The following is a 15,019-nucleotide window of genomic DNA, read 5'->3' on the forward strand; positions in this document are numbered from 1 at the left end:
GATGGGCGACCAAACCGTAATCGACATCGGCACGGTGATCGAGCGGCAGCAGACGAACCGCTTCGGTGTGCTGCTGATCGTCGCGATGGGCGTGATGATGATGACCGAGGGCTACGACCTCGCCGCGATGGCCTTCGCGGCCCCGGCGCTGAGCCGCGCGTGGCATCTCGAGCACGGCGTGCTTGGCCCGGTGTTCGGCGCATTCGTGTTCGGCACGATGATCGGCGCGTTCGTGCTCGGCTACCTCGGCGACGTGATCGGCCGCAAGCGCATGATCGTGATCGGCAGCGTCGTGCTTGCGGGGTTCACGCTCGCGGCGTCGCGCGCAACCGCGCTCGACCAGATGCTCGTGCTGCGGTTCCTGGCGGGCATCGGCATCGGCGGCGTGGTGCCGAACGCGATCGCGTACACGACGGAGTTCGCGCCGAAGCGCTGGCGCGCGACGTGGGTCACGCTGATGTACACCGGCTACACGATCGGCAGCAGCGTCGGCGGGCTCGTGTCCGCGTGGCTCGTGCCGAAGTTCGGCTGGCAGGTAGTGTTCGTGATCGGCGGCATCGCGCCGCTGGTGTCGAGCGCGATGTTGTGGTTCGCGGTGCCCGAGTCGATCCGCTTCCTGACGCTCAAGGGCCGTCACGCCGAAGTCGCGCGAATCGTCGCACGTATCGCACCGGGTTTCCACGTCGCGCCGGGGGCGCGCTTCGTGACCGGCGGCGCTTCGGGTGGTGACGCACATGGCGACGGCCGCGACGGCTCGCTGCGGCTGCTGTTCGCGGGCCGGCTGCGCGCGCTGACGCCGGTGCTGTGGGCCGTGTACATCGCGAACTCGATGGCGCTGTTTTTCCTCAGCAGCTGGCTGCCGGTGCTGATCGAAAGCGTGGGCCTTGCGCCGCGCGAGGCGGCGCTCGTATCGACGATGTTCCAGCTTGGCGGCACGCTCGGCGGCCTCGCGCTGATGCGCTTCGTCGACACGCGCGGCGCCATCATCATCACCGCGCTGCCGCTTGTCGGCACGCCCCTCGTCGCGCTGCTCGGCACCGGACTGCCCGGCCCGATGCTGGTGGCAGCCGTGTTCCTGACCGGCTTCACGGTGGTCGGCACGCAGTTCGGCCTGAACGCGGTCGCGGCGCTCGTCTATCCGACCGCGCTGCGCGCGAAAGGCACAGGCGCGGCGGTCGGCATCCAGAAGATCGGCGCGATCGCCGGGCCGGTGATCGGCGGGATGCTGATGTCCGCGCATCTGCCGGTCGAGCAGCTGTTCTTCCTCGGCGCGGTGCCGGTCGCGTTCGTCGCGGTGCTCGCGTTCGCTCTCGGCCGTCTGCATCGTCGCCGCGACGATGCAGCGCCGGACAACCCTCAAACAGGAGCAGCCCATGCCGCTTGAAGTCGTTCCCATTGACGCCGCGCGTCCGGACTTCGTTGGCCTCGCCAGAGGCATCGATCTGACGGCGCCCGTTTCCGAACAGCTCGCGTGCGCGATCGATGCCGCGATGAACCGCTACGCGGTGCTGGTGTTCCGCGGACAGCCGCTCACGCAGGACCAGCAGCTCGCGTTCGCGCGCTCGCTCGGGCCGCTCGATCTCGGCTTCAAGCGCGTCGCGCGTCCGCATGCGCGGCTCGCGTATCAGGAGCTCGCGGACATTTCGAATGTCGACGAATCCGGACAGATCGCGGACCGCGCGCACCGGCGCATCGTCGGCAATCTGGCGAACCAGTTGTGGCATAGCGACAGTTCGTTTCAGCAGCCGGCCGCGCGCTATTCGATGCTGCATGCGGTCGTCGTGCCGGAGTCGGGCGGCGAGACCGAGTACGCGGACATGCGCGCCGCGTGGGATGCGCTCGAGCCGCGCGAGCAGCGCGAACTCGAAGGGCTCGAAGCGGAGCACTACGCGCTGCACTCGCGCTTCCTGCTCGGCGACACCGACTACAGCGACGAGCAGCGCAACGCGCTGCCGCCGGTGCGCTGGCCGCTCGTGCGCGAGCACGCCGGTTCGGGACGCCGGCATCTGTTCATCGGCGCGCACGCGACGCATATCGCCGATCGCACGCTTGCCGAAGGACGCGTGCTGCTGATGGACCTCCTCGAACACGCGACCGCGCGCCGCTTCGTGTATTCGCATCGCTGGCAGCCCGGCGATCTCGTGATCTGGGACAACCGCTGCACGTTGCACCGGGGCCGCCGTCACGATCTGTCGGTCCGCCGCGAGCTGCGGCGCGCGACGACGGTCGACATCGACCGGCACGCGGCGCCGCAAGCGGAGCTACTCGAACCTGTCCACGGAGTGCGCTAAATGCAGCTGAACGACGACGAACGGGCGATGCTCGACGGCCGCGACGGTGCGGCCGTGCAGCGCGCGATGGATCTGCTGGTGCGCTACGGCGAAGCACTCGGCGCGCCGAGGCTGGTGGACACGAACAACGTATGCGGCACGGTCGGCGCGACGATGCCGTTCCTGCGCGATTACGCGGCGAAGCACGGCGGCCTCGACGCGGTGTTTTCCGAATTCAACCTCGATAGCCCTGAGGTAGTCGAGGTGCCGAAGGCCAAGGTGTTCAGCAGCCATCTGCAGCAGGGCCTCGACCCGCAGCATGCGCAGCGTCAGGGCATCGACGGCGAGGTTGTGAAGCTGTACCGCCAGGGCGAGGCATTCACGGGACGGCTCGGCATCCAGCCACTGAACACCTGCGCGCCATATTTGACCGGCAACGTGCCGGTGCGCGGCGAGCATTGCGCATGGATGGAGTCGTCGGCGGTGATATACATCAACGCGGTGCTCGGCGCGCGCACCAACGCGGAAGGGCGCGAGAGCACCGGCGCCGCGATGCTGACCGGCAAGATTCCGTACTGGGGTCTGCACCTCGACGAAAACCGTAGCGGCACGCATCTGATCGAGCTCGGCATCGACGTCAAGACGGTGCAGGACTGGGGGCTGCTCGGCTACTACGTCGGCGAACTCGTGCAGGACCGCATTCCGGTGATCGACGGGCTGCGCGACGTGCCGAACCTGCCGAAGCTCAAGCACTTCGGCGCGGCCGCGGCGTCCTCGGGCGGTGTCGAGATGTATCACATCGTCGGCCAGACGCCGGAGGCGCGCACGCGCGACGAAGCGTTCCGCGGCCGCAAGCCGCTCGAGGTCATTCGCTACGGTGCGGCCGAGCGGCGCCTCGCGTACGAGCGCGTGAACACCACCGCGAAAGACGCGCAGGTCGACTTCGTGATGCTCGGTTGTCCGCACTATTCGATCGAGCAGATCTGGGAGGTCTGCCAGCTACTCGAAGGCCGCCGCATCGGCGCGAATACCGAACTGTGGATCTTCACCGCGCGCGCGACGCGTCAGCTCGCGGACCAGGCCGGCTATACGAAGCTGATCGAGGACGCGGGCGGTGTATTGATGACCGACACGTGCTCGGCGATCGGCCGCGTGATGCCGAAGGGCACGCGCGTGGTCGCACTCGACTCGGCGAAGCAGGCGCACTACCTGCCCGCGATCATGGGCGTGCAGGCCTGGTTCGGCACCACGGCCGATTGCATCGAGGCCGCGGTGAGCGGCCGCTGGACAGGAGGGCTGGCCGCATGAGCACGAACCAGGAGACGACAGACACGTTAGGCACACCTGAGCCGGCCGCACCGATCGTACTGCGCGGGCGCAAGGTGGTCGGCGGCTATGTCGAGGGCGAGGCGCTCGTCACGCGCGATCGCATCTCGGGCTGGGGCGGCATCGATCCGCGCACCGGCACGATCATCGAAACCCGTCACGAACTGCGCGGCCAGAGCTTCGCGAACACGGTGCTGGTGTTTCCCGGCGCGAAGGGTTCGTCGGGCTGGTCGAGCCAGTTCCATATCGCGCGGATCGCCGGCACGGCGCCGGCCGCGATGCTGTTCAACGAGATGACCACGAAGATTGCGCTCGGCGCGGTGGTGAGCCATGCGCCGTCGCTGACCGACTTCGACATCGATCCACTCGACGTGATCGAAACCGGCGACTGGGTGCGCGTCGATGCCGAGCGTGGCGTCGTCGAAGTGCTCAAACGCGGCCGCGCCTGATCTTGCTGCGCGGGACGGTTCGCGCGCAACCGCGATGGTTTTTCAAGGAGGAAATGTTTTGAAGACTGGTACTCGTATCGTCCGCCGCGGCGGCCAACCGACGGGCTGGAAACTCGACGCCGACGTGTGCATCGTCGGCGCGGGCATCGCCGGCACGTCGGCTGCGCTCGAAGCGGCCGCGCTTGGCCGCAAGGTCGTGCTGGTGGACAGCCTGCCCGCGCTCGGCGGCCAGGCGGTCAACTCGATCATCGGCACGTTCTGCGGGCTGTTCTCGAACGGGCCGCAGCGTTTCCAGGTGACGCACGGCATCGCGGACGGCATCCTGCGCGATCTCGGCGAGAAGGGCGCGCTGCACTACAAGGAAGGGCCGCTGACGACCGTCGTGCTGTACGACGAAGTTGCGCTCGCGCGCTGGATCGAGCAGAAGATTCTCGACGCCGGCATCACCGTCGTGCTCGGCGCGGTGCTGCGCAACGTCGTACGCGAAGAGCGGCGGGTGCGCGAGCTGGAAGTCGCGACGCGTTACGGCGACGTGCGCATCGCGGCGAACGGCTTCGTCGATGCGAGCGGCGATGCGGCGCTCACGTGGCTCGCAGGCTTCGACTGCCAGGAGCCGGAAACGCCGATTCGCGGCACGCAGATGATCGTGCTCGAAAACCTCGACGAAACCGATCTGCCGACGCCGCCCGCGTTTCGCGAGCGCGTCGAGGAAAAGGCGCACGCCTATGGGCTCGAGCGCAAGGACGGGCTCGTGTTCTACTTCCGTGGCCGCAATATCGGCATCGCGAACATGACGCACATCGAGACGCCGCTCGAACCGATGGCGGCGTCGCACACGGCGCTCGTCGGCCGCGACCAGGCGGACCGCGCGTTCGAGTTCCTGCGCGGCGAGTATCCGCACATCTATCGCAACGCGCACATCCGCAGCTATGGTCTGCCTGGCATCCGGCAGACGCGCTGGATCGTCGGCGCGCAGCAGTTGAGTTCGGAAGACGTGATCGCCGCCCGGCAGTTTCCCGACGCGGTCGCGCGCACGTCGTGGCCGATCGAATTGCACGATCGCGCCGAAGGCTATGAATGGAAGCCGTTCGGCGACGACCATCTGCATACCGTGCCGTTCGGCAGCCTCGTCGTGAAGGACGCGGACAACCTGATCGCGGCCGGCCGCTGCATCGACGCGGATGCGACCGCACTGTCGAGCGTGCGGGTGATGGGGCCGTGCATCGCGATGGGCGCGGCGGCCGCGCACGCATTCGATCTCGCCGACGGCGGCAGTGTTCACGACATCGATCGCGGCATGCTGCGCGAGCGGCTCGCCGACAACGTCGATCGCATCGATCCGCCGCATCTGAAGAACTGACCTATAACCCGCCGGCGGCGCGGCAATACCAAAGAGGTGCAGCGCGAGCTCCGCGAGGAGGCTCCCGGCGAGCACCCACTGCCGCGCCGGCCAGAGACGATATGACGGAATCGCGCGACGCGCCGGGATCTGCCCGGCCGCCGACGCGGCACCTCTGGAGGAGACGATGATTCAAACCCTGTCCGATGCGCGCACGGTGGACGTGTCGCGCCTGATCGACGAACAGAAGATCGGCCGCTTCGCGATCCTGCTGATCGCGTCCACATGGCTCGTGATGCTGACCGACGGCTACGAGCTCAGTGCGCTGGCGTTCGCCGCGCCTTCGCTGATTCGCGCGTGGCACATCGAGCGCAGCGTGCTCGGTCCGGTGTTCGGCGCCAACATCTTCGGCATCATGGTCGGCTCGATCCTGTTCGGCTATATCGGCGACCGGATCGGGCGCAAGCGCGCGATCCTGCTCGGTGCGTGCTGGTACGGGCTCATCACGCTCGCGACCGCATGGGCGGCGAGTGTCGACCAGCTGCTGTGGCTGCGCTTCGCCGCGGGCATCGGCATCGGCGGCGCGGTGCCGAATGCGTTCGTGCTGGTGTCGGAATTCGCCCCGAAGCGGCTGCGCGCCACCTGGGTCACGCTGATGTTCACCGGCTACACGCTCGGCGCGGGCTTCGGCGGCGGCGTCGCCGTGTGGCTCGTGCCGCACTTTGGCTGGCCCGCGGTATTCGTGGTCGGTGGGCTCGCGCCGCTCGTGGTGGCGGCCGGGCTGTCGTTCGTGATGCCGGAGTCGCTGCGCTATCAGGTGCTGAAAGGCTGGCCCCGCGACGGCATCGCGGCGACCGCCGCGCGCGTGCGGCCCGAACTCGCGTTGGTGCCCGGCGCGCAGTTCGTCGTGACCGACGAGCGCCGCGTCGCCAGGTTCTCGCCACGAATGCTGTTCGCCGGCCGCCTGCGCTACGTGACGACCGCGTTGTGGCTCGCGTACATCGCCAATTCGATGGCGCTGTTCTTCCTGCAGAACTGGCTACCCGTGCTGATCGAGGCGACCGGCGTCGCCGCGCATCGCGCCGCGCTGATGACGACGCTGTTCTCGGTCGGCGGCACGCTCGGCGGCCTCGTGCTGATGCGCTTCATCGATCGCCACGGCGTGAGGCTCGTCACCTGTCTGCCGCTCGTCGGCTTTCCGCTCGTCGCGGCGCTCGGCATGGACCTGAATACGGCTTTGCTGACCGCCGCCGTGTTCGGCGTCGGCTTCTGCGTAGCCGGCACCCAGGCGGGTCTCAATGCGGTCGCATCGATCGTCTATCCGACCAGCTTCCGCTCGAAAGGCACCGGCACCGCGATCGGCGTCGCGAAGATCGGCTCGATCTCGGGCCCGATGATCGGCGGGATGCTGCTCGCCGGACATCTGCCGGTGCGCGAGCTGTTCCAGGTCGCGGCGCTGCCGGTCGTCAGCGTCGCGGCGCTGATGTTCGTGCTGGGTCGCATGTACCGGCCGGGCGATGCGCACGACGACGGCCTCGCCGACCACGATCTCGCGCACGGCGCCGAGCCGCCGCTGTCCGCGGCCGAGCGGTAGGACCAGCAGCAGCGGCAGGGCCGGCTGTGCGCGGCGCACCGCCGCGCACGAGGTCCGCTGCCGCGGCTTTTCATCCGCATCACCCAATTACATCGAAACCGGAGAAGCACAATGAAAACAGCAGTCTGCACTGCTGCGGTGGTTTGCGCCTTCGCGGCGCCGCTCACGGCCGACGCGCAAAGCTCGGTCACGCTGTACGGCATCATCGATACGGGCATTGCCTGGACGAATACGGTCGCGTCGTCGATCAAGGCGCAAGGGGCCTCGCGCTGGTCGATGGCGACCGGCTGGGGCAGCGGCGACCGCTTCGGCTTCCTCGGACGCGAGGACCTCGGCGGTGGCCTGTCCGCCGTGTTCCAGCTCGAAGCGGGCTTCAGCGGACTGAACGGCACGTCGTCGCAGGGTGGCCGGCTGTTCGGGCGACAGGCGTACGTAGGGTTGGCGAGCAAGCAGTACGGCAAGCTGACGCTCGGCCGCCAGTACGACTACACGTTCGACTACGTCGCGCCGCTGATGTCCTGGCTGATGTTCGGTAGCATCTACGGCGCGCACATCGGCGACGTCGACGACAGTTTCCAGACGTTTCGCCTGAACAACAGCGTCAAGTACGAGGTGAGTCCGCTCGCGGGTCTGAAGCTCGGCGCGCTCTACGCGTTCAGCAACCAGGCGGGCGGCGACGCCGGCCAGGGCTTCGCCAACAACCGCGCGTACGGCTTCGGGGTCGACTACCTGCGCGGGCCGTTGCATGTGGTCGCGAGCTACCTGCAGCTGAACAATCCGTCGGCGGGGCTCGCGTCGGGGAACAATCCGAACGGCGCGATCGGCGACGAGTACAGCGGCTCGACCAGCATCTTCTATAACGCGGGCTTCGTCGAGCGTCAGCGGATCTCGGCGCTGGGCGCCGGCTATACGTTCGGCGCTGCAAACGTGAACTTCATCTTCACCAACACGCTGCTCGACTATCGTGGCGGCCACAGCCTGCGTGTCAATAACTACGAGATCAACGGGCGCTACTACTTCACGCCGGCGCTGATGGCGGGGCTCGGCTACATCTTCACCGATGGCGATGGCTATACCGGCAGCGGCGCGACGTCGTTTGCAACCGGCGAGCGGCCAAAATGGCATCAGGTGGACGCGGGCATCAGTTACCTGCTGTCGAAGCGCACCGATCTGCATATGTCGATGGTCTATCAGCGTCTGGCCGGCGATGCGAGCACCGTCGCAATCAACTTCTTCGGACCGGCTGGGGCGGGGCGGAATAGTCAGATTGCGGTGCTGGCGGGGTTGCGGCATCGGTTTTGAGCGAGGCGGCAGCGGTAACGCTGAACCCGCAAGTTCACAGCGACCCGCCCGACTCAACCGACGAACTTCCTTAGCCGACCCAACTCAACCACAAGACCCCGCGCCACCTTTACGACCGCTTCCAGGGTCAAACGGTCCTTTCATAGAGGCGGCAAAAGGGTTCACCTGGTGGGCTCCGCCAATGGCTCTTCCACGTAGCGCAAGATGGTCTCCACGAGGTCTTCGCGGGGGTACGTATTCTGTGTCACGATCAGCGCGCTGGTGGTCGAATGCGTCCGGTTGCCGTGCAACTCCCAGCCAACTGTCGGAATAGGTCGCATTGTCGAGGGCGAGGCAAACTCTGGGCGGACGCTGGCATTACACCCAGCCATCGACTATTCTCGACAAGACGCACGTTTGGAGCGGCCAATGGCTATCGAACGATTCCTTGTCTACGGCCTGGCAGTGATTTTCTTTGTCGTCGCAATTGCAAGACTGAGGCGATCGAACGTCCTGAAGGCAAGTAAGGTCCAGGGAAACATCGTTGTCGGGAACCAATCAGGCCACCTGACGCAAACCTATTCGGAAATGGCCGCGCCATCGGGTAAAGAAGGTCCAAGCCGGACTGCCCCGCACGGTGACCGCGTTGCGTGGGTGATCGGAATCGTGGGCGCATTGATCGCGGCGGCTCAACTGGTTCACGATATTCGCAAATGAAATTCCCCCGCCTTTTTCGTTGGGGCAGCTATGCGGTGTCCTCCGAAAAGATCGTTGGGAACGTCTTCGTCGGCTCGAATTCCGGTCTTGTTTATCAGGTGTACGACGGCCGGCAGCCATCACCACCGCCTATTGTGGACTGGGCCTCGGGCTTGCCGAACCAGGGCGACCCTTTTGAAGTTTTCAATCTACTCTCCTGGCGGTGCAGGCTTGCGGACGACCTGATCGGCCGGGGTTCCGAACTCGACGAACTCCTCAGTTGGGCTCGATCGGGACAACCTTTGCGCATCAGGTTTCTTGTGGGTGCCGGAGGCAGTGGCAAGTCTCGCCTGGCCGCCGAACTTGCCGAACGACTGAAAGCGGAGGGCTGGTATGCCGGCTTTTCTGCGCTTGAGCAAGGCGCGTCCCTTCCTGTTTCTGACAAGGGGCTATTGGTCATATTGGATTATCCCGAAGCATGGCGCGAGCAGGTGAGGAGTCTGCTTCGTGAAGCAGGTCGGGAAGACCGGCAAAAGCCGTCCGCGCCGGTTCGGATTCTGTTGTTGAGCCGTCGCCCTTTCGACGAGTGGAGACAAGACGTCCTCGATGCCCGTGCTTCACACATCTGTGACGCGCATGAGGTGGCAATCCGCGCGCTTCCCACAGTCTCAGCGACGGTTTTGTTCAAGCGTGTCGCCTCTCGACTCGCCCAGCATCGTGGCTACAGCAAGCCACAGTTCGATGGTGCTGCAATCGACAATTGGCTCTCCCAAAGCCCGGAGCTTTTTGCATTACCCCTGCTGATCACGGCCGCGGCCGTCCACTTCGTGGACTCACCTGACGAGACGCTCGACCTGACAGCGCCAGACATCGTCGCCGCTCTGATCGATCGTGAGCGCACCCAGCTAGATCGAGTCGGACGCAATACAGGGTGGGGAGAGCATGCCGCCTCCCGGTTGGTCGGGCTCGCGGCTTTGCTTGACGGCCTCGACGCTTCAACGATGCGGCGACTTGCTGCACCTGAGCTCGGGATCGGGCTGCCGGCTCCTCAGTATGTGGTCGATGGGGTGCGTCTGCTGGGCTGGTGCAGAGACAATCGATTTCCATCGCCAGCGCCTGACATCGTTGCAGCCGAACTGCTGCGACAGGTGCTCATCGATGCTCAGGACCGTCGCGCTGACTGGGTATGGGCGACACTGTCTGAAACCGGAGCGGATCACATCGAACTCTTGAGCAGGCGTATGCACGACTTGGTTACTCTGCATGGACCTGCTGAACGGATCTTGCGTGACTCGCTTGTTGAAGCGGTCACGGGGAAACCTGAACGTGCCAAAGCATGGCGGGGCTTTCTTGAGGCCAACGCAGTCGGCTTCCGGCTAAGTCCGGTTGGTATCGCAGTTGGCCAGGCGCTGCTTGGTATGGCTGATCTTCCAGCTGCCGAACGCGCAGAAATTCTCAACGATCTGTCAAATCGCCTCGGCGACGCCGGCGATGGCGGGCCCGGGCTAGCCGCGATCCACGAAGCGGTAGAAATCCGGCGGCGTCTCGTAGAGATGGACCAGCGCCAGTTTGCCCCCGGTCTTGCTGCGAGCCTCAACAACCTGTCCGTCCGTCTCAGTGATGCAGGTGATCGCGCGGGCGCGGTAGCTTCAGCCCGCGAGGCAGTAGATATCTTTCAGTCTGTCGCGCAGGAGAACGAAAGTCAGTTCGCACCCGATCTCGCCATGAGTCTCAATAATCTTTCTGACTTCCTGGGCAACGTCGGCGATGACGTGGGCGCATTGGCTGCGATCCGTCAGGCGGTAGAGATCCGGCAGAGTCTCATGCGGGAGAACCCGGGCCGCTTTGCACCCGATCTCGCCATGAGCCTTAACAACCTGTCGCTCCGCCTTCACAATGCCGGTGATGGCGCAGGCGCACTGGCCGCGATCCGCAAAGCGGTAGAAATCCGGCGGCGTCTCGTGCAGGAGAACCCGGGCCGCTTCGCACCCGATCTCGCCATGAATCTCAACAATCTGTCAGTCCGCCTTCACGATGCTGGCGATGGCGCAGGCGCGCTGGCCGCGATCCGCGAGGCGGTGACGATCCGGCGGCGTCTCGCACAAGAGAACCCGGGCCGCTTCGCAGCCGATCTCGCCATGAGCCTCAACAACCTTTCACGCTCCGTCGGCGATGCCGGCGATGGCGCCGCCGCGCTGGCCGCGATCCGCGAGGCGGTGAAAATCTATCGCTTTCTCGCGGAAGAGAACCCGGACCGCTTCTCGCCCGAGCTCGCCGGCAGCCTCCACAACCTGTCGCTCCTCCTGGCCAAAGCCAGTGATGGCGTAGGCGCGCTGGTCGCGATCCGCGAGGCGGTGGAGATACGGCGGCGTCTCGCCCAGGAGAACCCGAGGTACTTCGCTCCTGATCTAAGCGTGAGCCTTAACGACTTGTCGCTCCGCCTCGACGATGCCGGCGACAGTGCCGGCGCACTGATCGCGATGCGCGAGGTAGTGAACATCCATCGTTTTCTCGCAGAGGAGAACCCAGACCGCTTTTCGCCCGATCTCGGCAGCAGCCTCCACAACGTGTCGCGCCGCTTGGCCGATGCCGGTGATGGCGGCGGCGCACTGGTCGCGATGCGCGAGGCGGTGGAGATCCGGCGGCGTCTCGCACAGAAGAACCCGGGCCGCTTCGCTCCCGATCTAGCCGGGAGCCTTAACGACCTGTCGCTCCTTCTCCGTAATGCCAGGGATGGTGCGGGCGCGCTGGCCGCGATCCGCGAGGCGGCGGAGCTCCAGTGGCATCTCGTACAGGAGAATCCAGACCGTTTCGCGCCCGACCTCGCAACCAGTCTTTACAACCTGTCGCTCCACCTCAAGGATGCTGGCGATGGAGCGGGCGCGCTGGCGGCGATCCACGAATCAGTTCAGATCCGGCGGCGTCTCGCACAGGAGAACCCCGGCGGCTTCGTACCTGCTCTTGCCGCGAGCCTCCAAGCCCTTTCGAACTGTCTTGATACTGAGGGCGATGGCCCGGGCGCATTGGCTGCAATACGCGAGGCGGTGAAGCTCCGGCGACGGCTAGTACAGGATGACCGGGACCGCTTTGCAGCCGATCTCGCCATGAGCCTCAACAATCTGTCGGTCCGCCTTGGCGATGCCGGCGACGGCGCGGGGGCACTGGACGCGATCCGTGAGGCGGTGAATATCTATAGTCCTCTCGCAAAAGAGGACCCGGGCCGCTTCGCATCCGCTCTCGCCATGAGCCTCAACAATCTGTCGCTCCGCCTTGGCGATGCCGGCGACGGTGCGGGGGCACTCGACGCGATCCGTCAGGCGGTAAGAATCTATAGTCCTCTCGCAAAGGAGGACCCGGGCCGTTTCGCTCGCGATCTCGCCGCCACATTCCACAACCTGGCGAGCTGTCTCCACAATGCGAACGATAGCGCGGGAGCACTTGCCGCGATAGCCGAAGCGGTCAACATCTATCGCTCGCTCGCAAAGGAGAATCCGGGCCGCTTTGCGCCCAGTCTTGCCAAGAGCCTCCACAATCTGTCGGACCGCCTCAAAGACACGGGCGATGGCGCGGGTGCGCTGGATGCGATTCGCGAGGCGGTGGAGATCCGTAGGCGTCTCGCACACGAGAACCCAGACCGCTTTGCACCTGACCTTGTTAGGAGCCTCAACAACTTGTCGGCCCGCCTTATGGATGTCGGCGATGATGCCGGCGCGCTGGATGCGTCGCGAGAGGCGGCCGACATCTCGCGGTCTCGCTCTCAGGGGCAAGGCAACAGTGGCCTGCATGGCATCCGTCGCGTTTCCGACGGCGACCCCGCCTGAGTTAGTCCCGTTGACTTCGGCGAACGCTTGCCTCTCGCGTTGCCAGTCCAGTTATTTCCTTTTGCTGCGCGGCAGTCTGGTCGTTTTCCGTTATTTCGGGCGAGTCATCGCCCACATATCCAGTTGCGGAAGAGGTGAACGACTACCGAGGCGTACGCCCGTAGTCGACCCTGAAGGGAGGTTCGCCAATACCGGAAACGGACAGTGAACGCTAGACTATGCGTTCTCTCTTTCGATTGGAGCAAACCATGTCGCGCCCGTCGGCGGCTGTTGTCGCGGTCTCAACCGCGGTCCTTCTCGGGATAGCTGTTCTTTCGTCGTCCGCCATCGCCGACGTTACGCCACGCCAGAGGGAAGTTGAGCAATACGGCACGGAGGTAATGCCGTTCTCCCTTGCAGCCACCACACACATCTTTACGAAGACGGCCAATGGCGGAACCCAGCAGGTCGTCACGAAGCATCATGATCCGAAGCAGGCCGCCATGATCCGCGGACACTTGGCCATGATCGCCCGGCAGTTTTCGGAGGGAGATTTCAATGCGCCGGTGCAGATCCACGGCAACGACATACCGGGCCTAGCCGTACTACGTGCCGCGAAGCAGGGTGAACTGACGATCCACTATCACGACTTGCCTGATGGAGGCGAAATCGTATATCACGCGGACGAGCCTCGCCTCATCATGGCGCTACACGAATGGTTCGACGCCCAGTTGTCCGATCATGGCCACGACGCGATGGCAGGGCACGATCCAGGCATGATGCACCATCATCCGGCAGACGCCTCGACAGCGGAATAGATAGCGCACACGATCAGGATGCGAATGATTGGCCGGTCCGATTTCCCGCCCGGTCAGTGGCGGGTCAGCGCCGGACCTTTGACTTGTTACGAATTCAGAAGTGAGCGCCGAAGGGCCGCTTGTGGCCGTACCAAGCCCCACAGCGTCCGCCTCAATCCGACCTTGAACGTCCGGTTGCCGATACCTGGCGTGGGAGCCATATCCGGTCTTCAAGCCGTGCGCACAACTAGTGCGGATGCCGATGATGAATATCGGGGAAATGTGCGTGCGAATGGGTAACAGGCAGATGCACGTGAGGATGTGTGTGCGGCTCGTCACCGGCATAAGGAAAATCATGCTCGTGCTGATGATGCTCGTCATGACGATGCCGGTGCGTGTGTTCGAGAAACTCATGACTGTGCTCATGCTCATGCCGTTCGCGCACATGCAGCCAGATACCCAGCGCCATCAGGGCCGCGGCAATCCAGAAAGACAGGTTGGGCAGGGCGGGCCATATGATCAGCGAAAGGATCACACCGAAAAGCGGCGCTACAGAAAAGTACGCGCCTGTACGCGCCGTACCGAGATGGCGAAGCGCGATAACGAACAAGACGAGGCTGATGCCGTAACCGCTGAGCCCGGTCAGCATCGCCGCCGCCATGGTTCCTGCTGAAGGAAGCGAAGCGCCAGCCGCGAGCGCGATGCCGAGATTCACGGGACCGGCCACCAACCCTTTGAGACACGCGATCACCATCGCGTCGTTCGCCGAGACCTTGCGCGTCAGATTGTTGTCGATTGCCCAGCACAGACACGCGCCGACGATCAGTAACGCACCTACCGGCACGCCTGTCTGGCCCGGATGCCACGACAGAAGCACGCCGCCCGCAACGATCGCCACCATCCCGAGAAAAACCTGAATGTCGACATTTTCCCGGAAGACCACCCAGGCAATCACTGCGGTCAACACGCCCTCGAGGTTGAGCAACAACGAACTCGTTGCCGCTGGTGTGGTGGACAGGCCCAGCATCAGCAATGCAGGCCCGGCGACGCCGCCCATCGCTATTGCCCCGATCAGCCAGGGTAGCTCGCCTTTGGTGATGCGGTGGTGCGCGCCGGACTGATGCCCGCGCGACCGGAAGGCGCGCCACGCGATGCCGACGCCAAGCCCCAGGCCGCTACCGAGATAAAACAGGCCTGCGAGCATGAATGGGCTGACCGAGCCGAGCAGCGCCTTGGCCAGCGGTGTCGCGGCGCCGAACAGCGCCGCAGCGGCCAAGGCGGTGAATATCGCGGCGTATCCTGATTTCACAACTTCAACCTCATGTTCGCAGCAGAAGGGACAGTTTACAGACCATTGCTGAGGTGACGGATCAAACTCGCAGCAGGCAGCCAAAAGCTTGCTTGTAGAAATCGTTACTGCGACGTAACGTAATCTACATGAGCACGCTTTCAACCTGGTTGCTACTG

11 protein-coding genes are annotated in these 15,019 nt (G+C 64.9%); 10 read left to right on the forward strand and 1 reads right to left on the reverse strand.

From position 1 onward, the window contains the following. The first annotated feature begins 1 nt into the window (after position 1). From AB3X94_RS12070 to AB3X94_RS12115, 10 genes are all read left to right on the forward strand, one after another. Complete coding sequence (locus AB3X94_RS12070; protein WP_368611634.1) at positions 2-1,384, forward strand: MFS transporter; 1,383 nt, start codon at positions 2-4, stop codon at positions 1,382-1,384. Further along, a complete protein-coding gene (locus tag AB3X94_RS12075; protein ID WP_176105977.1) occupies positions 1,374-2,291 on the forward strand; it encodes a TauD/TfdA family dioxygenase in 918 nt (305 codons plus the stop codon). Before AB3X94_RS12070 ends, AB3X94_RS12075 begins: the two co-directional genes overlap by 11 nt. Beyond that, positions 2,292-3,578 carry an aconitase X catalytic domain-containing protein gene (locus AB3X94_RS12080; RefSeq protein WP_176105976.1) on the forward strand — a complete coding sequence of 429 codons (1,287 nt, stop codon included), beginning with the start codon at positions 2,292-2,294 and terminating at the stop codon, positions 3,576-3,578. Next, positions 3,575-4,045: a DUF126 domain-containing protein gene (locus AB3X94_RS12085; protein WP_368611635.1), complete on the forward strand. Its 471-nt coding sequence runs from the start codon at positions 3,575-3,577 to the stop codon at positions 4,043-4,045. The genes AB3X94_RS12080 and AB3X94_RS12085 overlap by 4 nt, the downstream gene beginning before the upstream one ends. 34 nt (positions 4,046-4,079) lie before the next feature. After that, positions 4,080-5,405, forward strand: coding sequence for an FAD-dependent oxidoreductase (locus AB3X94_RS12090; protein ID WP_176105974.1), 1,326 nt, complete (start codon positions 4,080-4,082; stop codon positions 5,403-5,405). Between the two features lie 166 nt (positions 5,406-5,571). Next, positions 5,572-6,978, forward strand: a complete 1,407-nt coding sequence (locus AB3X94_RS12095) for an MFS transporter (RefSeq protein ID WP_368611636.1) — start codon at positions 5,572-5,574, stop codon at positions 6,976-6,978. 111 nt (positions 6,979-7,089) lie between these two features. After that, positions 7,090-8,280, forward strand: coding sequence for a porin (locus tag AB3X94_RS12100; RefSeq protein ID WP_176105972.1), 1,191 nt, complete (start codon positions 7,090-7,092; stop codon positions 8,278-8,280). Positions 8,281-8,688: 408 nt separating this feature from the next. Beyond that, a complete protein-coding gene (locus AB3X94_RS12105; RefSeq protein WP_368611637.1) occupies positions 8,689-8,976 on the forward strand; it encodes a hypothetical protein in 288 nt (95 codons plus the stop codon). Then, complete coding sequence (locus AB3X94_RS12110) at positions 8,973-12,776, forward strand: tetratricopeptide repeat protein (RefSeq protein ID WP_368611638.1); 3,804 nt, start codon at positions 8,973-8,975, stop codon at positions 12,774-12,776. Before AB3X94_RS12105 ends, AB3X94_RS12110 begins: the two co-directional genes overlap by 4 nt. Positions 12,777-13,024: 248 nt before the next feature. After that, positions 13,025-13,573: an aspartate carbamoyltransferase gene (locus AB3X94_RS12115; RefSeq protein ID WP_368611639.1), complete on the forward strand. Its 549-nt coding sequence runs from the start codon at positions 13,025-13,027 to the stop codon at positions 13,571-13,573. Positions 13,574-13,799: 226 nt separating this feature from the next. Here AB3X94_RS12115 and AB3X94_RS12120 read toward each other — a convergent pair whose 3' ends face one another. Then, complete coding sequence (locus AB3X94_RS12120; RefSeq protein ID WP_368611640.1) at positions 13,800-14,861, reverse strand: DMT family transporter; 1,062 nt, start codon at positions 14,859-14,861, stop codon at positions 13,800-13,802. Positions 14,862-15,019 lie beyond the last annotated feature (158 nt).

Origin of the sequence: Paraburkholderia sp. BR10923, assembly GCF_040948765.1 — a bacterium.
Lineage (GTDB): Bacteria > Pseudomonadota > Gammaproteobacteria > Burkholderiales > Burkholderiaceae > Paraburkholderia > Paraburkholderia youngii.